The organism is Thermus albus, assembly GCF_022760855.1.
GTDB lineage: Bacteria > Deinococcota > Deinococci > Deinococcales > Thermaceae > Thermus > Thermus albus.
The window spans coordinates 228,662-248,627 of the sequence record NZ_JAKTNR010000002.1 but is presented as its reverse complement, the minus strand read 5'-3'; the positions used below and the strand labels follow the sequence as shown (position 1 = coordinate 248,627).

Genomic DNA, 19,966 nt, shown 5'->3' with positions numbered 1-19,966 from the left:
CCGGCGGTGGTCCTCCCTCAGGAGGCATCCCATGACCCCTAGCCTCCCCTTGGGGTATCCCAGGCAGCCGATCCTGGGGGGTGCCTGGGGAAGGCCGGGACTCGTCCTGGCCATCCTGGCCCTCGCCCTCCAGGGTCTACCCCTACCACCCCCGGACAGGGGAAAGGCGGAAGCAGGGCTTCATGCGAAGGGGCCCGCCTGGGTCCTGAAGGAGGAGCGGCAAGGGAGCGGGACCACCTCCTTGGCCCAGGCTCCCACCCGGCCTCCCCATCTCCCCAGCAAACCCCAGAACCGGGAGGCCCCACCGCCCGTGCCAGGGACCCTTTCCCCACCCCACCTCTACCTTCTCTACGGCCGCCTCCAGATGGATGGAGGCTAAGGCCTGGGTTCCCTCCCGCGCCGGCTCCAGCCCCAAAGGCCATCCGGCGCACCTTAAGTAGGGTTTGGATTTGTCCTATGGCTTCAGGCGCTTCTGATACCGAATCAGGCACATGTGTAACCGAAGGGAAACCGTATGAACCGCAAGCTTCTCAACGGACTTCTGCTCCTTGGCCTTTTCCTGCTGGCCCTCCTCATGGTCTGGAAGCCCTGGGCCCCAGGGGAGCCCAAGGTAAAGCTGGGCCTGGACCTTAAAGGAGGTCTGCGCATCGTCCTCGAGGCCGCCGTGGAAAGCCCCACCCCCGACGACCTGGAAAAGGCCCGTACCGTCCTGGAAAACCGCATCAACGCCCTGGGAGTGGCGGAACCCCTGATCCAGATCCAGGGGCAAAAGCGCATCGTGGTGGAGCTACCGGGCCTCTCCCAGGCGGACCAGGACCGGGCCCTTAAGCTCATCGGCCAGCGGGCGGTCTTGGAGTTCCGCATCCTAAAAGAGGGGGCTACGGGCACCACCGTGGCCCAGATCAACCAGGCTCTTAGGGAAAACCCCAGGCTTAAGCGGGAAGAGCTGGAAAAGGACCTCATCAAGCCCGAGGACCTGGGCCCAGCCCTCCTCACGGGTGCGGACCTGGCGGATGCCCGGGCGGTCTTTGACCAGTTCGGCCGCCCCCAGGTCTCCCTCACCTTCACCCCAGAAGGCGCCAAAAAGTTTGAGGAGGTCACCCGGGCCAACGTGGGCAAACGGCTAGCCATCGTCCTGGATGGCAAGGTTTACACCGCCCCCGTCATACGGCAGGCCATCACCGGGGGCCAGGCGGTGATTGAGGGGCTTTCCGGCCTCGAGGAGGCCAGCGAGATCGCCCTGGTCCTGCGCTCCGGGGCCCTACCCGTGGCCCTGGAGGTGGCGGAGATCCGCTCCATAGGCCCCACCCTGGGCCAGGATGCCATCCAAGCCGGCATCCGTTCCGCCCTCATCGGCACCCTGGCCATCTTCCTCCTCATCTTCGCCTACTACGGCCCAAGCCTGGGCCTGGTGGCCTCCTTGGGCCTTGTCTACACCTCGGTGCTGATCCTGGGGCTCCTTTCCGGCCTAGGGGCCACCCTTACCCTCCCCGGCATCGCCGGTCTCGTCCTCACCCTGGGGGCGGCGGTGGACGGGAACGTGCTTTCCTTTGAGCGCATCAAGGAGGAGCTTAGGGCGGGGAAGAGGTTCCGCCAGGCCATCCCCGAGGGCTTCAAGCACTCCACCCTCACCATTCTGGACGTGAACGTTGCCCACCTGTTGGCCGCTGCCGCCCTTTACCAGTACGCCACCGGCCCCGTCAGGGGCTTCGCCGTGGTCTTGGCCATCGGGGTGGTGGCCAGCGTCTTCTCCAACCTGGTCTTCAGCCGCTACCTCCTGGAGCGCATGGCGGACCGGGGTGAGATCAAGCCTCCCATGTGGCTGGTGAACCCCCGGTTCAACTTCATGGGCCCGGCCCGCTTCGTAACCGTAGCCACCCTCCTCCTGGCGGTCTTAGCCGCGGGGATGGTCTTCACCAAGGGGTTTAACTATTCCATTGACTTCACCGGGGGCACCGCTTACACCCTGCGCACGGGCCCCGAGGTAGGGGTGGACAGCCTAAGGCGTTTCCTGGAGGGCAAGGGTTTTCCCGCCAAGGAAGCCGTCATCACCCAAGTACAGGCCCCCACCGCCGACTACAGGGAGTTCTCCCTTAAGCTCCCGCCCCTTCCCGACGAAAAGCGCCTCGAGCTGGAGCGGCTTTTTGCCGGGGAGCTTAAGGCCAGCGTCCTCACCTCGGAAACCGTGGGTCCGGCCATCGGCTCGGAGCTTCGCCGCAATGCGGTGATGGCGGTCTTGGTGGGCCTAGGCCTCATCCTCATCTACGTGGCCTTCCGCTTTGACTGGACCTTTGGCGTAGCCAGCGTCCTGGCCGTGGCCCACGACGTGGCCATCGTGGCCGGGATGTATAGCCTCTTGGGCCTGGAGTTCTCCATCCCCACCATCGCCGCCTTGCTCACCATTGTGGGCTACTCCATCAACGACTCCATCGTGGTCTCCGACCGGATCCGGGAGAACCAAAAGCTCATGCGGGGCACCCCCTACCGGGAAATGGTAAACCGCTCCATCAACCAGACCCTCTCCCGCACGGTGATGACCAGCCTCACCACCCTCCTGCCCATCATCGCCCTCCTCTTCCTCGGGGGAAGCGTCCTCAGGGACTTCTCCCTGGCCATCTTCGTGGGCATCTTCGTGGGCACCTACAGCTCCATTTACGTGGTGAGCGCCATGGTGGTGTTCTGGAAAGAGTTGCGCCAGCGCCAGGCCAAGAAATCCATTTAGAGACCGCCCGGAAGCAGGCAGCAACCCAAACCCGGGGACGAAAAGGGATCCCCGGGTTTGGGTTACCTTCCATCCCAGCTCCGTTGAGAGGGGCCGAGGTATTGACCAGGCGCCGGTTTAAGGGGTTCCTGCCTCCAAGCCCAACTCCTCCAAGGCCCTCTGCCGAAGGCGAAGGGCCTCCTCATGGGCCGGGGTGCCGTAAAGCCGCCGCAGAACCTCCTCATCCAGGGGATCCAGGCGCAGGGCCAAAAGCCAGTCCTCAAACCTCGGGCTTTGCAAAAGGGCCTGCCGCCGTTCCTCCAAATAGACCCTGGCCTGGTCTTCAAGAAAAGGGTGGTCCAAACCCAGATAGGGTGGGGCAAGGGGAGCCTCGGGATCCCAAAGGTCCACGTACAGTTCCGGGACTTCGCGAACGAGGCCATAGGGTTTTTGGCGCAGGAAGTAGGGCTTGGCGCCCCTGGGACGCCCCGGCTCTAGGGCGTTCACCACCTCCCACCAGAGCACCCGGAACTCCCCCGGGGAAACCGCCAAGGCCTCCAGGAGGTCCTCCTTCTCCCAGTCCGAAGCCGTCAAAAGGGCCAGGAGTAGCCGGGCCTTATCTCGGCGGAAGCGCACGGGGCGTCCCTCCACCCGGACCTCAAACCCCCCAAGCACCCGGATCCCTACCCGGACCCCTGGATGGTAGGGGACTCCAAGGCGACCGAGCCGCCAAAGGGCCCGGCGCACCCGGGCAATAGGGGGAGAGAACAGCGTCCTTCCAGCCAAGAAGGGGTAAGCCAGCAGCAGGCTTTCCCAACCATCCCGGAAGGGATAGGCCCCCACCAACGCCCGAAGAAACGGGTCCAGGAGGGGTAGGGCGGGTAGGGGGAACACCAGTCCCCGGCGAAGCCAGGCCATCGCCACCATGAGCGTGAGAAAGCCCTCCACCCAAAGATCCCCTGCGGTCCGGGCCAGGCGGACCATCTCCTTATAGGCTCCCTCATCCCCTAAGGCGGCTAGGCCCCCCAAAGCCTCCACCTCGAGCCGCGCCGGACCCCCCTCGGCCATGGCCAGGGCGGACCGATAAGCCGCACCGGCCTCCTCAAAGCGCCCTAAAGCCAAAAGGGCATGCCCCCGCCTGGCCTGAGCCAGGCTCATGCCGAAGGGACTTCCCAGCACCTCGGCCTCCCTCAGACCCCGCTCCGCCCAGCGAAGGCCCTCTTCCGCATCCCCGGCCACGCACTCCAAAAGAGCCCGGAGAAGGGTTCCCTCCCGGTGGTTTTGTGGTGGCCGATGCAAGCCAGGGTCCGCGCTTTCCCGCAACAAGGCCAAGGCTTTCCCTGGCCTTCCCTGCCTAAGGAGAAGCCGCGGTCCAGAAAGCCCGAGGGCCTCAGCTTCCTCTACCAGGCCCTCGTTCAGGAGGTTCTCCGCTAAAAGGGGGCGGGCTTCCTCTGGGAAGAGCTTCAAAGCCTCCTCCAGGTAGGGACGTCCTCGCGCCGGCTCCACCGTGTCCAGGAAAAGCCGGGCCAAGCCCAGGTAAGCCCGGGTCTCCCCTGCCCTCAGGGCTTTTTGGTAGGCAGCCTCCGCCTCCTGGTAGCGCCCCGCCTGGCGCAAGGCCTCCGCTTCCAAGAGGTCGAGCTTATGCCGCCCTCGCCGCAAGGCTTCCGGCAGGTGGGCCAGGAGGCGCAAAACGGTGTAGGTGAGGCCACGGGCCAACCAGGAGAACCCCTCCTGCGCCAAAAGATCCGCCACATGGCCGAACCTTCCCGCCTCCAGGAGGAACTCGGCTGCCCGAATCCCCTCCCCCCGGGCTAGGGCCTCCTCCGCCGCCTTGGTGAGGAGCCCCCGGGCCTCCGCCTCGGGAAGAAGGGTCTTGAGGGCGCTGCGCACCAGGGGATGGAAGTAGAGTTTCCCCTCCCGCCTCTCTAGCAGAAGGTCCTCGGCAAAAGGTAAGAGGGCCTGGCCTTCCGCCTCTGGGACCTCCCCCAAAAGGGCCAGCCTCGAGGCCGCCTCCAACACCCCCCGGGGAAGCCCATACGCCAGGTAGGCCAAGAGCCCCTCGGCGCTTTCCAGCGCCAATTCCGGCCTGAGCCCCCGGCGCATGGCCAAAAGGGCTACGCGCAAGCCCAAGGGCCATCCCTTCACCAGGGAGAGGGCCCTTTCCACCTCAAAGGCCGGAAGCTCCGGGGCCAACGCCTTGGCCAGTTGGCAGGCCTCCTGGGGATCAAAGGCCAGCTCCCGTTCGGAAAACACCGTGAAAAAGGCAAAGGGCGTGGCCCTCCGTGAGAGGAGCAGAACCCTTACACCCGGAAGGCGCACAAGCCCTTGGACCACCCTAAGCACCCCGGGACTCTCTGCCCGATGCGCCTCATCCAGAACCAAGAGGTGGGAGCCCAGAGGCTCCAAGGCTTGGATCAAGGCCTCCAGAGCACGAGGCCAGGCCCCCGCCTCCAAAAGCCCCGCCACCTCAGCCAACCCCACCCGCTCCCGGTAGGCCGCCAGGAGGTGCCAGAGAAAAACCGCCGGGTCCTTGGCCTCCTCTGCCAGGGCCAGGTAGACCCCCGTGAACTCAGAGGCCAGGCTGGTCTTCCCGTACCCCGCCCCTCCGGCTAGGACCACCCCCGGGCTATGGCGAAACGCTTCCTCCACCAAGCGCCGAGGGCGGTCCCGCCGCACCTCCTTGGCCGTGCGCGGGGGGAGGAGCCTCGAGGGGGGCACCGGATAGGGCATGCTCACATTCTCCTAGTATCCAGGCCTCTGGGCAATGGCCGATTGACTCCGCCCCAGGCAGAAGGCCTGGCCCCGTGGAGGCCACCCTCAGGGAAGGACACCACTCGTGTAACGGCTCTGTAACACCCAGAAGCTAACCTTGAGGCAAATGTTCGTCCGAGGGCTGGGGATTTACCTACCCGTCAAGCGCGTGTCGGCAGAGGAAATCGCCGCATCCTCGGGGCTTCCGGCAGAGGTGGTTCGGGAAAAGCTGGGGATCGTGGAAAAACCGGTACCGGGGCCCGAGGACCACCCCGCCGACATGGCCCTTTGGGCTGCCCAGGCCGCCCTCAAGGCGGCGAACATCCCTGCGGACGCCATCGACTGGGCGATCTCCATTGTGGAGGAATATAAAGACTACCCTGTATGGGCCACGGCCCCTTACCTAGCCTGGGGCCTAGGGGCCTCGAGGGCCAAGGGGCTGGATCTCAACCAGAAGTGCGCCTCCCTCATGGGCGCCCTGGAGGTAGCCCGGGGGCTTTTCGCCACCCGCAAAGAGGCCCAGGTGATCCTGGTGGCGGGGGGCTACCGCAATGGGGACCTGGTGGACTACCAAGACCCCAGCACCCGCTTCCTCTACGACCTCGCCGCAGGGGGAGGGGCCGTGATCCTCACCCGGGAGGGACCTGGGCTCAGGCTATTGGGCCTTGCCCACCGCATGGACCCCACCCTGGCCCTCATGGTCAAGGTGCCCGTGGGGGGTACGCGAAACCCCTTAAACCCGGGCAACCTGTCGGCGTTCCGCCTGCGCGTGGAGAACCCTCAGGCCATGAAGGAACGCCTAGACCGCAGCTCCATCCCCACGTTCCTGGAGGTGATACGGGAGGCCTTGGGGGAAGCCAGCTATACCGAGGCCGACCTGGACTACCTGGCCCTTCTCCACATGAAGCGCTCCGCCCACCGGGCGGTGCTGGAAGGTCTGGGCCTGAGGGAAGACCAGTCCATCTATTTGGAACGCTTCGGGCACCTGGGCCAACTAGATCCTATCCTCTCCCTGAAGCTGGCCTGGGAGGAGGGCCTTCTGCGGGACGGGAGCCTGGTAGCCCTGGCTGCGGCCGGCGTGGGGTACTTCTACGGGGCGGCGGTGCTCCGCCTGGAAGGAGGGCTTTGTGTTTGAGGCCAACTGGCTGGAAAGGCTGGCCGAATACCATCCAGAGCGTAAAGCCGTCTTCTTTCAAAACACCTGGCTCACTTATGGGGATCTTTACCGCAGGGCGCGGAAAACCGCGGGCGCGCTCCAGAGCCTAGGAGTGGGCCAAGGGGACCGGGTGGGCCTCCTGGCCTGGAATCACCCCGCTTACCTGGACCTTCTCTTCGCCGCCCCCCTTCTCGGCCACATCCTCACCCCCTTTAACCACCGCCTAAGCTTGCCCGAACTGCAAGCCCTTTACGCCTACACCGAGCCCCGGGTGCTCTTCTACGGGGAGGGCTTTCAGGAAATGGCCCAGGCCCTGGATCCCAAGGCACTTCCCCTCGAGGTCCTCTTAGAGGGAACGGAAATGGGGTGCGAGGCGGGGATGGGTCCGGAAGACCCCGTCCTCCTTCTCTTCACTGGGGGCACCACCGGCCTACCCAAAGGGGCCCTGATCCCCTACCGTCAGCTTCTGATCAACGCCATCCAGACCGCTTTCTCCTGGGGGCTTACCCGGGAGGACCGGTACATCCTGGCGACCCCCATGTTCCACGCCGCCCTGAACGCCCTGGCCACCCCTCTCCTATACCTGGGGGGGAGCGTGGTGATCGAGGAGCGCTTCCGCCCTGACGAGTACCTAGCCCTGGCCCAGGCCCACCGCCCCACCATCCTCTTCTTGGTACCCACCATGTTCCAAATGCTCTTGGAAACTCCTGGCTTCACAGAAGCTGACCTTTCTTTCGTGCGCTTCGCCATCTCCGGAGGAGCCCCCTGCCCTAGCCCGGTGCGGGAAGCCTTCCGCAGGAAAGGGGTGCGCTTCAAGCAGGGCTACGGCCTCACGGAGTGCGGCGTGAACTGCTTCACCCTGGAGCTGGAAGAGGCCGAGGCCTACCCCGAGAGCGTGGGCCGGCCCATGCCCCACTTAAGGGCTCGCGTGGTGGGGGAGGATGGAGGGGAAGTCCAGGTAGGGGAAACCGGGGAGCTTTGGCTTTCGGGAAGCGTGGTCATGAAGGGGTATTTCCGCCGCCCTGAGGAAAACGCCAAGGCCTTCGTCTATGACGGGGAAAGACTCTGGCTTAGGACCGGGGACCTGGCCTTCCGAGATGAGGGAGGCCGCTTCTACATCGCAGGGCGCAGGAAGGAAATGTTCATCTCCGGAGGGGAGAACGTCTACCCCGGGGAGGTGGAGCGGGCCCTCTACGACCACCCAGCGGTACGGGAGGCCGCCGTAGTGGGGGTACCCGACCCCAAGTGGGGCGAGGTGGGGATAGCCTTCGTGGTCCTAAGGGAACCGCTGGAGTCAGAGGTCCTTCGCGCCTTCCTGCGGGAGCGCCTGGCGGGGTACAAGGTTCCCAAACACATCGTCTTCCTGGAGGAACTTCCCAAATCCGGCCCGGGAAAGGTGCAGAAGGAAGTGCTGAAAAAGGTGTGGGAGGAGAAGTATGGCCAGGCTTAGATACCGCGTAGAAGGCAGAGGTCCCAAGGTGGTTCTTCTCAATGGGATCTTCCAACGCCTGGAGAGCTGGGATCCCGTGCTGCCCCACCTCGAGGGCTACACCGTCCTCCGCTACGACATGCGGGGCCAAGGGGAAAGCGAGGCCCCAGAGGGTTTCTACACCCCAGAGGTCCACGCCCAGGACCTCCTCGGGCTCCTCGAGGAGCTGGGCTGGGAAGACGCCACCTTAGTGGGCCTTTCCAATGGGGGGATCGTGGCCTTAAAGGCCGCCCTCCTGGCCCCTCATCGCTTCCGGGGGCTGGTTCTGGCCTGCACCACCCCTTACCTGGACCCCGCCTTAAGGGCCAAGGTGGAGAGCTGGCTTTACGCCCTTAGAGCTGGGGGCACCCCCTTGCGCCTTAGGGTAGCCCTACCCTGGGTATTTGGGGCCCACTTCCTCAACACCCACCCCGACCTTTTAGAGGAAGAAGGCCTTGCTTCCCTGATGGCCCAGTCTCCGAATGAGAAAGCTCAGGAAAGGCTTCTTTTAGGTTTTCTTGCCCTACAGGACCTCAGGCCCGAGCTTCCGCGCCTTGCTTTACCCGCCTTGGTCCTTTATGGGGAGGAAGATCTGCTTTTCCCCAAGCCCTATGCGCAAGCCTTGGCTGAGGCCCTTAGAGCGGAGCTTCAAGCCTTGCCTACGGGCCACGCGGCGTCCCTGGAGGATCCCCCTGCCTTCGCCCGTGCCGTGAGGCAGTTCCTGGAGGCAGTCCATGCTTAGCTACTTGGAAAGCGGTACCGGAACCCCGGTGGTTTTAGTCCACGGCAACTTTGCCTGCAAGGAATGGTGGCGGGAACTCTTGCAAGATCCCCCAGAAGGGGCCTGGCTCCTGGCCCCTGACCTGCCGGGCTTTGGTGAAAGCCCAGTTCCTGAGGATTTCTTCCCTTCCATCCCCGCCTACGCCAAAGCCCTTACAGACTTTCTGCGGCAAAAGGGGGTAGAGGAAGCCATCCTGGTGGGTCACTCCCTAGGGGGTGCGGTGGTTATGGAAGCGGCGGACGAGAAGACACCGGGGCTGGTCCTCCTCAACTCCGCCCCACCCTCGGGGTTGAAAACCCCAGAAGCCTATTACCCTATCCTGGAAAGCTACCAGTACAACCGGGAAGCCCTGTCCCAGGCCCTAGCTGCCATGGCCCCCACCCGTAGACCCCCCTGGTTCTCCGAGCTGGTGGAGAAAGCGCAAAGGATGCACCCCGCCCACTTCCAGGGCAATGCCCGGGCCCTGGCGGCGTGGCGGCTGGAAAGGGCGTACCCGGGGCCAGTTCTGGTGATCCACGGCGCCATGGACCCCCTCGTGAACCGGGCCCTGGCCGAGGAAACGGCGGCTTTCTTCCCCAAAGGTAGGCTTTTGATTCTAGAAAACATAGGCCACTCAGTGAATCTGGAAAATCCCGGGTTGCTAAAAGGCATCTTAGAGGACTTCCTCAAGGAGGTGCACGGTGAAATTCAAGGTGGGGGATAAAGCCAGCTACACCCAGACCATCTCCGAGGCCCACGTGGCCCTCTTCGTGGGAGCTGTGGGGGACACCAATCCCCTGCACGTGGACGAAGCCTATGCCCAAGGAAGCCGCTTTGGCCGGCGCATCGCCCAGGGGATCCTGGTGGCCGGGCTCATCTCCACGGTGATCGGCACCAAGCTGCCGGGAACGGGGGCCATCTACCTCTCCCAGACCCTGCGCTTCCTAAAGCCCACCTACCTGGGGGATACCATCACCGCCACCGCAACGGTGAAGGGAGTGCGGGAAAGGGAAAAGGGGGGATTCGTCCTCACCCTTGACACCGTGTGCGCAAACCAGCGAGGAGAAACGGTTATAGAAGGCGAGGCCGTGGTGCTTTACGAGGAACCTACGGGCGGAAGGCCCTAGGGAAAGGAGGCAAGTATGCGAAAAGCTGTGGGATTTTTGGTGCTCCTAGCAGGTCTGGCTTGGGCCCAGGTCCCCTTGAGGGTGGGGGTCATCCTCCCCCTCTCCGGGGCCTCTGCGGTTTCGGGTAAGGCAGCGCTGAACGGCATCCAGCTGGCCGCTGACGAGGCCAACGCCGCCGGTAAGGTGAGGCTGGAGCTGGTGGTGGTGGACGACGGCACCGACCCTGCCAAGGCGGTTCCTGCCTTCACCAAGCTCATGACCGTGGACAAGGTGGACATCGTGATCGGCGGCCTGGCCAGCGGCGTCACCTTCGCGCTCTCCGGCCCCGTGAAGCAGTACAGCCCCCTCTTCCTGGTTGTCGGAGCCGCCAGCTCGGTGGTGGAGCAGGCCTTTGAGGGATACCCTCTCTTTTTCCACTACCACCCCTGGGACTACCACAACGTGGCCGCCGCTTTGCAGTTCTTCCAGTACCTGAGCCGGGAACACGGAGCCAAGAAGGTGGCCATCCTCTACGAGGATGGGCCCTTCGGCTCCGCAGGCATCGGGGTCTACAAACAGCAGCTGGAAAAACTGGGCTACCAGGTACAGGCGGAACCCTTCAAAGCAGGAAGTGGGCAGTTTACCGCCATCCTGACCCGCTTCCGGGCCTTTGCTCCCGACATCCTCTACTGGATCGGATACGATGTCGACGCTCTACCCATCGCTACCCAGGCAAGGCAGGTGGGGCTCAGGCCCAAGCTCATCTATGGCGCTCCACCCTCCTGGCCCATCGGTTTTGAGAAAAACCCCCTTTCCAATGACATCGCTGGCATGACCGCCTGGTTACCCACGGTGGCCAACCCCGAATCCCGCCGCTTCGTGGAAGCCTACCGCAAGAAGTTCGGGGAAGTCACCGAGGAATATATGGCGCCCATGGGCTATACCATCGTCAGGAGCTTGGCCCTGGCGACGGAGAAGGCCGGTAGCACCGACAAAAACCGCATCGCCGAGGCCTTGGCTGGCCTAAAGATGCCCACGCCCTTTGGCCTCTTGTCCTTCAAGCCCTCGGACACGGGCCGCACCAAGTACCAAGGGTTCGGCCCCGAGATCTGGTTCCAGTTCCAGTATCTCCAGGGAAGCCGTCGGCCCGTTTTCCCCAAGGAAGTGGCCACAAGGCCCTTGCGCTACCCTGGGGAGTACTATCTCCGATAGGAGGCTTCTAGGAAGGCCATGGAGCTCCTGCTGCAAACCCTCCTAAACGGCCTCCTCATGAGCGGGGTCTACGCCCTGGTGGCCACAGGTCTGGCCCTTTCCCTGGGGGTGGTGGGGATCGTCAACTTCGCTCACGGAGAGTTCCTGATGATGGGCGCCTTTCTCTCCTACCTGCTTTTCGCCCACCGGGGGATGGATCCCCTCCTCTCCTTGGGTTTTGCCTTCCTCGCGGCTTTCATGGTGGGTGCCCTGACCTACCAAGGCTTGATCCGGCCGGTGTTGCGGGCCGCGGAACTCAACCAGATGCTCCTTACCTTTGGCCTATCCATCCTCCTGCAAAACCTCGCCCTCCTCCTATTTGGGGCCGACACCCGGGTGGTGGCCCCGCCTTACCAGGCCACCACCCTCTCCTTGGGTCCCTTTTTTCTGGGGGCTGTGCCCTTTGGGGCTTTCTTGCTTTCCCTTGCCATCCTCCTAATGCTCCAGGTCTTCCTTACCCGAAGCCGATTCGGCCTAGCCATGCGGGCCGTGTCCCAAAACCGCTTAGCCCCTGGCCTTTTGGGCATCGAAGCGGATAGGATCTACCTTCTGGCCTTTGGCCTTGCCGCTGCCCTAGCCGGGGTAGCCGGGGTGATGTTATCGGTGATGCTTTACGCCAGCCCCACCGTGGGTTTCGTCTTCACCCTGAAGTCCTTCGCCATCGTGGCCCTAGCCGGACTCGGCAACCTCAAGGGGGTGGTACCCGCTGCTCTCGTTCTAGCCACGGCCGAGGCCCTGGTAAGTACCTATCTACCGGGAGGAGGCGGGCTTGTGGAAGCGGTCTTCTTTCTGGTCCTGTTTCTAGCCCTAGTGGGCCGGGCCTGGAGGAAGGCATGAAGGGCTTTGGCCACTTCCCCTTGATCCTCCTCTTCCTCCTCCTCTTTGCCCTGCTACCTTTTCTTCCCTTCGGGGTTTGGCAGGCCTTTCTCCTGGACGTGGGCTTTTTCGTCCTCCTCTTCACCGCCCTGGCCCTTTCCTGGGACTTGGTGGCCCGGACGGGTCAGCTTTCCCTAGCCCACGGAGCGTTCTTTGGCTTGGGGGCGTATAGCGCCGGGCTTCTAGCTCCGCAAGTGGGTACCCTTCCCGCTCTCCTCTTGGGGGCCCTGACAGCGGGAGCCGGGGCCCTCGTCCTAGGGTCGGTGACCCTCCGCCTCCACGGCCTGTACTTCGCCATTGCCAGCCTGGCCTTCAGCGAGGTGTTGCGCACGCTTACCCTGAAGTTACCCTTTACTGGGGGACCCATAGGCCTCCCTGTGCCGCCTCCTTTTGCGGGAACCTGGCCTTTGGCCGCTTACTACCTGGGCCTCGGTGTTCTCCTCCTGGCCACGGCCCTAAGCCTTTGGGCGGAAAAGAGTTCATTTCGCCTTGCTCAAGCCGCCACCCGACAATCGGAGGCCGTGGCCCGGGTTTTAGGGGTGCGGGTGGTCCGGGTAAAACTTTGGTCCTTGCTCCTGGGGAGTTTGGTTGCCGGGCTTGCGGGTGGCGTCTACGGGATGAAGACCCTATTTCTCTCCCCTTACGATGCCTTTAGCCTGGGAAGGGCCGTGGAAGCCTTGGTCATCCCCATTTTTGGCGGCCTCTACACCACCTTGGGGCCCCTGGTGGGCGGGGTGGTGTTGGTAAGCCTCGAGCAGGCCCTCAGGCTTTGGATCAAAGAGGGTTACCTGGTGGTCTACGGAGCCATCCTCATCTTGGTCATTCTCTTTCTCCCCCGCGGACTGGTGGGGATACTGGGGAGGCGCCGTGGGTAACCTCTTGCAGGCGATGGGCCTAAGCAAGCGCTTCCTGGGGCTCCAGGCCCTAAAGGAGGTAAACCTCCACCTGAAGGAGAGGGAGATCCTGGCGGTGATCGGCCCCAATGGGGCGGGCAAAAGCACCCTTTTGAACCTTCTTTCGGGTCTAATAAGCCCCGACCGGGGCCGGATCCTCTTCCTGGGGCAAGACATCACCCACCTCCCTCCGGAAGCCCGCACCCACCTGGGCCTAGGGCGGGCCTTCCAGATCGTGCAGCCTTTTCCCGAGCTGACCGTGCGGGAGAACCTTCTGGTAGGGGCCCTCTTTGGCAAGCCAGGAACGTCCCGGAAGGAAGGGGAAGCCTGGGTGGAGGAGGTGTTGCGCCTCACGGGGTTGCAATCTCGGTCCGAAGCCTTAGCGGGGGATCTCACCCTTTTGGAGGATAAACGCCTGGAGCTGGCCCGCGCCTTGGCCACCCGGCCCAAGGTTCTCCTCCTGGACGAGGTGATGGCTGGCCTCCGCCCCAAGGAGGCCGAGGAGGCGGTGGCGCTGGTGCGACGGATCCGCGACGCCGGTGTTTCCATCCTGTTCATCGAACACCTCATGTCGGTGGTGCGGGCCTTGGCCGACCGGGTGGTGGTTTTGGACTACGGAGAGGTGATCGCTGAGGGCACCTATCAGGAGGTGGCCCAAGATCCGAGGGTGCGGGAAGCATACCTGGGGAGGGGAGCGTGAAACTCAAAGTAGAGGGCTTGGAGACCGGTTATGGCAAGGCCCAGGTACTCTTCGGACTAGATCTGGGGGTCGAGGAAGGGGAGCTCGTGGCCCTCCTTGGCGCCAATGGGGCCGGCAAAACCACCTTGCTCCGGGCCATCTCCGGGCTGATCCCGCCCTGGCGGGGAAAGGTCCTTTGGGATGGGGAGGACCTCCGGAGGTTTTCCCCAGCCCGGCGGGCCCGGCTTGGTCTCGGCCATGTACCGGAAGGCCGGCAACTCTTTCCCCTGATGACCGTGGAGGAAAACCTCCGTCTAGGGGCTGCTTTTCTGGCCCCGGAAAGGGAGAGGGAGGGTTTTGAACGGGTCTTTGCCCTCTTCCCCCGTCTATACGAAAGGAAGAGGCAGCTGGCAGGTACCCTCTCCGGGGGGGAACAGCAGCTGCTGGCCATCGCCCGGGCCCTCATGGGCTTTCCCAAAATCCTCCTGGTGGATGAGCCCTCCCTAGGACTCGCCCCCCGCCTAGCCGAGGAGGTGCTCCTCTCCCTCAAGCACGTAGCGGAAGAAGGGGTGGGGGTGTTGCTGGTGGAGCAGAACGTGGCCCTTTCCCTCGAGGTGGCGGCCAGGGCCTACGTGCTGGAGCATGGGCGTATCGTGCTCCAGGGTCCGTCCCATGTGGTGTTAGAAGATTCCCGGGTCCGGGAAGCTTACCTAAGTCTCTAAACTATTCCTAAACGGGTATCCGATGAGGCCTTTTGCTAGAAAAACCGTCCTGATCACCGGCGCAGGAAGCGGTATCGGCCTAGCCCTAGCCCGGGCCTTCGCCCAAGAAGGCGCCAAGGTGCTGTTGCATGACCTTAAAGACGCCTCCGCCTTGGCAGCGGAGCTAGGCGGGGTATTTCTCCAGGCCGACCTCTCCGACCCCCAGGCCGTAGAGGAGCTAGGGAGGGAAGCCGCCCGGCAGGGGGTGGACATCCTGGTCAACAACGCGGGCTTCCAGCACATCGACCCGGTGGAGGACTTTCCCCTAGAGACCTGGCAAAGGATGCTCCAGGTGATGCTCACCGCCCCCTTCCAGCTCATCAAGGCCCTCCTCCCGGGGATGAAGGCCAAGGGCTGGGGGCGGATCTTGAACATCGCCAGCGTCCACGGCCTGGTGGCAAGCCCCTACAAGTCCGCCTACATCTCCGCCAAGCACGGGCTTTTGGGCCTCACCAAGACCGTGGCCCTCGAGGCGGGCCCCTTTGGCGTCACCGTGAACGCCATCGCCCCCGCTTACGTGCGCACCCCCTTGGTGGAGAACCAGATCGCCGACCAAGCCCGCACCCTGGCCATTTCCGAGGGCGAGGTGGTGGAAAAGGTCTTCCTGGCCCAGGCGGCCATCAAGCGCCTCATCGAGCCGGAAGAGATAGCCGAACTGGCCCTTTTTTTGGCCTCGGAAAAGGCCTCGGCCATCACGGGGGCTGTCTTCCCCATAGACCTGGGCTGGACCGCCCGCTAGCCCCGCACCGCCCGTAGGGGAAGCCCCTTCTCCCTGGCCCAAGATTCCCACTCCCAAGCGGCCTTCTCCTTAAGAAAGGCCCGCAGCCGCTCGTAGGCCGGATTTCCGGGCTCCGCCAGGTTGAAGGCCGCGGGAAGGAGTTCGGGGAGTCCAGCTTCCTGACAAAATTGGACCCATAGATGGGGCTCCAAGGCCGCCAGGGCCACCTTTCCCTCCCGGGCAGGATAGACCCCATAACAGAGAACGGAGCCGTCCAGAAAGGGAATGGGGGGATAGGCCATGGCCTTGACCGCCTCGGAAAGGGCCACCTCGTATACCCCGCCCCCTAGGAGGAGCCCCTTGAGCGCCGCCAAGGCCAGAGCGTAGGCCCCGGCCAGATCGGCAAACTGGAAGGACTGCCAGGGAAAGCGCCCGAGGAGCCCCGCCTCCGCCAAATAGGTGAGATCGTGGCCCGGGTCCGGGGAATTGGGATAGCCCCGAAGCCGGGCGTAGACCAGGCGGGGGTTGACAGCAAGGAGCACCTCCGGGCCCAGGCCCAGGCGCTCCATGACCCCCGGGCGGTTGGACTCTAGGAGGATGGCGGCCTCGGCTGCCAGGGCCATAAGCCTTTCCCGGCCCGCCTTCTCCTTAAGGTCCAGGACCAAAACCTCCTTGTTGCCGTTCAAAAAGCGGTAGGTCCCCAGGGCCCAACCCCTTAGGGGATCCCCTTGCGGAGGCTCCACCTTGAGGACCGGGAAGCCCAGATCGGCCAGGAGCTTTCCCGCCAAAGGCCCGGGGAGGAGCCGGGTCAGGTCCAAAACCTTACCTGGGGGCCATGCGCAAGGCGCCATCCAGGCGGATCACCTCCCCGTTCAGCATGGGGTTTTCCAAGATGTGTAGGACCAAGGCCGCGTACTCCTCCGGCCGCCCCAAGCGCCTGGGAAAGGGCACCTGTTCTATCAAGGAAGCCTTAGCCTTCTCCGGAAGGCCCTGAAGGAGGGGGGTGTCGAAGAGGCCGGGGGCTACGGTCACCACCCGGATCCCCCAGTCCGCCAGCTCCCGGGCCGCGGGGAGGGTCAGACCCACCACCCCCCCCTTGCTGGCGGCGTAGGCCACCTGGCCCACCTGACCCTCAAAGGCGGCCACGCTGGCGGTGTTCACCACCACACCCCTTTGCCCCTCGGCATCAGGAGGATTCTCCTTCATGGCCCAGGCGGCTAGGCGCAGGATGTTGAAGGTGCCCATGAGGTTCACCTCCACCACCTTGCGGAAGGCTTCTAGATCGTGAGGGCCTTCGCGCCCCAATACCTTGCGGGCCAAACCGATTCCCGCCGCATTCACCACCGCGAAGAGGGGCGCCTGGGAAGCGGCCAGCTCCACTGCCCGTCTGGCGTCCTCCTCCCGGGTCACATCCCCCTCCAGGTAGGTTATGCCCTCCTCCTCCCCACACTTGAGGTCCAGAACCACCACCCTATAGCCCCGATCCCGCAAGGCCAGGGCCGCTGCCCTACCAAGCCCCGAGGCCCCGCCCGTCACCAAGGCGCTTCTTTCCATACCCACCCCCTAAATCCTCTGGATGACGGTGGCCGTGGCCTGCCCGTGGCCGATGCACATCACCTGCAGGCCAAACTCCCCCCCGGTGCGCTCCAGCTCGTAAAGGAGCTTGGTCATGAGGATAGCCCCCGTGGCCCCCAGAGGATGGCCGTGGGCGATGGCCCCGCCATTGGGGTTCACCTTTTCGGGGTCGGGAGCGAACTCCCGCAGGAAGGCCAGGACCACGCTGGCAAAGGCCTCGTTGATCTCGATGACATCCAGGTCCTTAATGGATAGGCCCGCCTTCTCAAGGGCTCTTTTGGCGGCAGGGATCACCTCCAGTAGCTGCAGGGTGGGATCCCCGGCCACCACCACCCGGGCCAGGAAACGGGCCCGGGGGCGAAGGCCCAAGGCCAGGGCCTTTTCCTGGTCCCCCAGGAGAAGGGCCGCTGCCCCGTCGGAGATCTGGCTGGAGTTGCCGGCGGTCACCACCCCATCCTCCCGGAAGACAGGCTTTAGAGCCAGCATCTTCTCGTAGTCCACGTCAAAGCGGACCCCCTCATCCCGGTCCAGAAGGAAGGGCCTTCCCTCCCCGTCCACCCCCTCCAAAGGAAGGATCTGGGACCGGAAACGGCCCTCCTGGATGGCCCGGGCTGCCCGCTTGTGGGAAAGGTAACCCCATTCGTCCAGCTCCTCCCGGCAGAAGCCGTACTGCTGGGCGATGCGCTCGGCGCTCTCCCCTTGGTGGACGAGCTCGTAACGCTGGAAAAGGGCCGGGTTTAAGGTGTGGAAGCCTCCCCCGATGTCGGAGAACATGGGGGCCCGGGTCATGCTCTCCACCCCGCCGGCGATGGCGAAGTCCAAATCCCCAGCGGCTATAGCCTGGGCGGCGAAGTGGACCGCCTGCTGGCCCGAGCCGCACATGCGGTTTAAGGACACCGCGGGCACCTCCTTGGGCAGGCGGGAAAGGAGCACGGCAAGCCGCCCTATGTTGGCCCCTTGCTCCCCGGTTTGGGTCACGCAACCCGTGACCACGTCCCCGATGAGGCCGGGGTCGATACCCGTACGCTCAAGAAGGGCATCTAACACCTGGGCGTATAGGGCATCGGGCCGCCACTCGCGCAAAGCCCCATTCCGCTTGCCGATGGGGGTACGCACCGCCTCGAGGATCACCGGTTCTGCCATATCCGCCTCCTTGCCAGCTCCCGTAGGATGATGAGCCTCTGGATCTCGGAGGTTCCCTCGTAGATCTGGAGCACCTTGGCGTCACGGTACAGCTTGGCCAAGGGGTACTCCTCGCTGTAGCCGTTGCCGCCAAAGACCTGGAGGGCCTCGGACACCCCCCGCACCGCGGCATCGGCGGCGAAGGCCTTGGCCGTGGCCGCTTCTAAGGCGTTTTCCTCCCCCTCTTCCGCCCGCTCGGCGGCCTTTAGGGTGAGGAGGCGGGCGGCCTCCAGGTCCATGTGCATCTCCGCCAGCTTGAACCCCACCCCCTCATGCTCCAAAAGGGGTTTGCCAAAGGCCTCCCGCATGGCGGCGTAGGCCAAGGCCTCGTCCAAGGCCCTTTGCAAAAGCCCCACCGCCAAGGCGGCCACCATGGGCCGGGAACGGTTGAAAACCTGCATGGCCAGGGAAAAGCCTTCCCGGGCGATCAGGCCCTCCTCGGGTACGAAGGCCCCGTCCAGGTACACCTCCGCCGCCGGGGAAGCCCTCTGCCCCAGCTTGGGCAAAGGGGGCCCCACCTCCACTCCCACCCCCCGCTCCACCAAGAAGGCGGCGATCCCTTCCCGCCCTTCCGCCACCTTGGCGAAGACCACGAAAAAGGCCGCCTCCGGGGCATGGCTGATCCAGGTCTTGCGCCCGTGGAGGCGGTACCCCCCCGCCACCTTTTCCGCCCGGGTGCGGATGGCGGCCACGTCCGAGCCGGCATGGGGTTCGGTGAGGGCATAAGAGGCCACCTCCTCCTTGAGCCGGGGGAGGAAGCCCCGGGCGTAGGGGCTTCGGGAGAGGAGGAGGGCGTCGGCCACCAGGTTGTTGAGGAGCAAGGCCGCCGCTACCCCAGTGCAGGCATAGGCCAGCTCCTCCGCCACCAGGGCCAAGGCCCTTGGCCCAAGCCCGGCCCCGCCCAGCTCTTCCGGCACCAAGAGGACCGGAAAACCAAGCCCCGCCGCCTCCCGAAAGAGGGGCCAGGGGAAGCGAGCCTCCTGGTCCAGGAGCCTGGCCTGGGGAAGGATGCGCTCCCGGGCAAAGCGGCGGGCCAGTTCCTGAACAGGTTTATCCAGGTCCAAGGGAACCTCCAGGAAAAGTTTACCCGGTGCAAAACCCTAAGGCAACCGCCCTCTCTTTTCCTTCTTAAGGTACATGAGCCCATCGGCCGCCTCGAGGGCTTGCAGAAGCTCCCTGCCCTCCACCGGGCAGAAGCCCACGGAAACCGAAGGGAACCGGGCGTGAACCCGGGCCTCCAAGGAGGCACCATCCCTTAGGCCCAGGTGCAGGCCCACAAACTCGTCCCCACCTACCCGGTACAGGGCATCCCCCTCCCTCACCTCCTCCCGCAGAATCTGGGCGAAGCGGAGCAGATGGGCATCCCCGGCCTGGTGCCCCTCCCGGTCGTTTACGGCCTTGAGGTTATCCAGGTCCCAAAGGGAAAGCACCAGGGAAAGCCCTTCCCGGGCCGCCAGGGCTTGGAGCCTGGAGAAGTCCCGCTCCAAGGAACGCCGGTTGGCCAGGCCCGTGAGAGGGTCGGTGAGGGCCTCACTCTGGATGAGGCTTTGCAGGGCCTGAAGGCGCTGGATCATGGCCGCCACGCTCAAGCCCCCGATGCCCGCCAAAAGCCCCCCCGCCGCCACCAGGAAACGGGTCTCCTCCTGGGGCCAAGGGGCCAGGAGCCCAAAGGCCAATCCCAGCCCAAGCCCGGGCCAGCCGGCAAAGGCGGCGAAGGCATAGGCCCCCACGGTGTAAAAAGCCATCACCCCAAGGCGCCAGTCCTCCCCGGAAAGCCCGCGTACCACCACCTCCGGTGGGGCCACCAGGCTCATAAGGGAGGTCAATAAGGCCACCCCCAGGTGCAAGGCCACCGCCAGGCGGTCCTTACCGGTAACCTTACCCAAGGTATAGGCGAAAACAAGGCTCCCCCAGTAGAGGGCCGTGGCCCAGTACATCACCCGGTCCCCATAGAGGGCCACAACGGGGATCCACACCGCAGGAAGCAAGGCCAGACGCCAGTAGAGGCCAACAAGACCCGCCCAGATCCCAGGGGCCATGCCGCATTCTAATGGTTTCAAAAGCCGCCAGGAGAGCCAGCTTGACTTTG

The 19,966-nt window shown here is 64.5% G+C and carries 19 protein-coding genes; 13 read left to right on the top strand and 6 right to left on the bottom strand.

Features of this window, described 5'->3' with window-relative positions; genetic code table 11:
* The first annotated feature begins 31 nt into the window (after positions 1-31).
* Together L0D18_RS03160 and secD are read left to right on the top strand one after the other, a co-directional pair.
* Positions 32-379, top strand: coding sequence for a hypothetical protein (locus L0D18_RS03160; RefSeq protein WP_243027327.1), 348 nt, complete (start codon positions 32-34; stop codon positions 377-379).
* Positions 380-514: 135 nt separating this feature from the next.
* On the top strand, positions 515-2,722 hold the full coding sequence (gene secD / locus L0D18_RS03155) for a protein translocase subunit SecD (RefSeq protein ID WP_243027326.1): 2,208 nt from the start codon (positions 515-517) through the stop codon (positions 2,720-2,722).
* 117 nt (positions 2,723-2,839) lie between these two features.
* Here the strand turns inward: secD and L0D18_RS03150 are convergent, their stop codons facing one another.
* Positions 2,840-5,431: a MalT transcriptional regulator family protein gene (locus L0D18_RS03150; protein ID WP_243027325.1), complete on the bottom strand. Its 2,592-nt coding sequence runs from the start codon at positions 5,429-5,431 to the stop codon at positions 2,840-2,842.
* A gap of 148 nt (positions 5,432-5,579) precedes the next feature.
* Here L0D18_RS03150 and L0D18_RS03145 point away from each other — a divergent pair, with 148 nt between their 5' ends.
* Genes L0D18_RS03145 through L0D18_RS03095 form a run of 11 tightly spaced genes read left to right on the top strand, consistent with a single transcriptional unit; the run spans position 5,580 to position 15,141 of the window.
* Entirely contained in the window at positions 5,580-6,587 is a 1,008-nt protein-coding gene (locus L0D18_RS03145; protein WP_243027324.1) for a 3-oxoacyl-ACP synthase, read from the top strand.
* On the top strand, positions 6,580-8,058 hold the full coding sequence (locus tag L0D18_RS03140) for a class I adenylate-forming enzyme family protein (protein WP_243027323.1): 1,479 nt from the start codon (positions 6,580-6,582) through the stop codon (positions 8,056-8,058). The genes L0D18_RS03145 and L0D18_RS03140 overlap by 8 nt, the downstream gene beginning before the upstream one ends.
* Positions 8,045-8,818: an alpha/beta fold hydrolase gene (locus L0D18_RS03135; RefSeq protein WP_243027322.1), complete on the top strand. Its 774-nt coding sequence runs from the start codon at positions 8,045-8,047 to the stop codon at positions 8,816-8,818. Before L0D18_RS03140 ends, L0D18_RS03135 begins: the two co-directional genes overlap by 14 nt.
* Positions 8,811-9,560, top strand: coding sequence for an alpha/beta fold hydrolase (locus L0D18_RS03130; RefSeq protein WP_243027321.1), 750 nt, complete (start codon positions 8,811-8,813; stop codon positions 9,558-9,560). The genes L0D18_RS03135 and L0D18_RS03130 overlap by 8 nt, the downstream gene beginning before the upstream one ends.
* The gene (locus tag L0D18_RS03125; protein WP_243027320.1) at positions 9,538-9,963 is read left to right on the top strand and encodes a MaoC family dehydratase; all 426 of its coding nucleotides are present in this window, start codon (positions 9,538-9,540) and stop codon (positions 9,961-9,963) included. Before L0D18_RS03130 ends, L0D18_RS03125 begins: the two co-directional genes overlap by 23 nt.
* 15 nt (positions 9,964-9,978) lie before the next feature.
* Positions 9,979-11,154 (top strand): ABC transporter substrate-binding protein, encoded by a 1,176-nt coding sequence (locus tag L0D18_RS03120; protein WP_243027319.1) that lies wholly within the window; start codon positions 9,979-9,981, stop codon positions 11,152-11,154.
* Between the two features lie 18 nt (positions 11,155-11,172).
* On the top strand, positions 11,173-12,030 hold the full coding sequence (locus L0D18_RS03115) for a branched-chain amino acid ABC transporter permease (RefSeq protein WP_243027318.1): 858 nt from the start codon (positions 11,173-11,175) through the stop codon (positions 12,028-12,030).
* Complete coding sequence (locus tag L0D18_RS03110) at positions 12,027-12,944, top strand: branched-chain amino acid ABC transporter permease (protein WP_243027317.1); 918 nt, start codon at positions 12,027-12,029, stop codon at positions 12,942-12,944. Before L0D18_RS03115 ends, L0D18_RS03110 begins: the two co-directional genes overlap by 4 nt.
* Positions 12,945-12,957: 13 nt before the next feature.
* Complete coding sequence (locus tag L0D18_RS03105; RefSeq protein WP_279232133.1) at positions 12,958-13,662, top strand: ABC transporter ATP-binding protein; 705 nt, start codon at positions 12,958-12,960, stop codon at positions 13,660-13,662.
* Positions 13,659-14,363, top strand: a complete 705-nt coding sequence (locus L0D18_RS03100; protein WP_243027315.1) for an ABC transporter ATP-binding protein — start codon at positions 13,659-13,661, stop codon at positions 14,361-14,363. Before L0D18_RS03105 ends, L0D18_RS03100 begins: the two co-directional genes overlap by 4 nt.
* A gap of 22 nt (positions 14,364-14,385) precedes the next feature.
* A complete protein-coding gene (locus L0D18_RS03095; protein WP_243027314.1) occupies positions 14,386-15,141 on the top strand; it encodes a 3-hydroxybutyrate dehydrogenase in 756 nt (251 codons plus the stop codon).
* On the opposite strand, the gene L0D18_RS03090 is transcribed toward L0D18_RS03095, so the two are convergent.
* The 5 genes from L0D18_RS03090 to L0D18_RS03070 are packed head-to-tail and all read right to left on the bottom strand — an operon-like array spanning position 15,138 to position 19,916.
* Positions 15,138-15,971, bottom strand: coding sequence for a CoA transferase (locus L0D18_RS03090; protein WP_243027313.1), 834 nt, complete (start codon positions 15,969-15,971; stop codon positions 15,138-15,140). The two genes, L0D18_RS03095 and L0D18_RS03090, sit on opposite strands and share 4 nt — an antisense overlap.
* A complete protein-coding gene (locus L0D18_RS03085; protein WP_243027312.1) occupies positions 15,943-16,674 on the bottom strand; it encodes a 3-hydroxyacyl-CoA dehydrogenase in 732 nt (243 codons plus the stop codon). Before L0D18_RS03085 ends, L0D18_RS03090 begins: the two co-directional genes overlap by 29 nt.
* 9 nt (positions 16,675-16,683) lie before the next feature.
* Positions 16,684-17,838, bottom strand: coding sequence for a thiolase family protein (locus L0D18_RS03080; RefSeq protein ID WP_243027311.1), 1,155 nt, complete (start codon positions 17,836-17,838; stop codon positions 16,684-16,686).
* Positions 17,823-18,941, bottom strand: a complete 1,119-nt coding sequence (locus L0D18_RS03075) for an acyl-CoA dehydrogenase family protein (RefSeq protein ID WP_243027310.1) — start codon at positions 18,939-18,941, stop codon at positions 17,823-17,825. Before L0D18_RS03075 ends, L0D18_RS03080 begins: the two co-directional genes overlap by 16 nt.
* Before the next feature lie 36 nt (positions 18,942-18,977).
* Positions 18,978-19,916 (bottom strand): GGDEF domain-containing protein, encoded by a 939-nt coding sequence (locus L0D18_RS03070; RefSeq protein ID WP_243027309.1) that lies wholly within the window; start codon positions 19,914-19,916, stop codon positions 18,978-18,980.
* Positions 19,917-19,966: the final 50 nt, after the last annotated feature.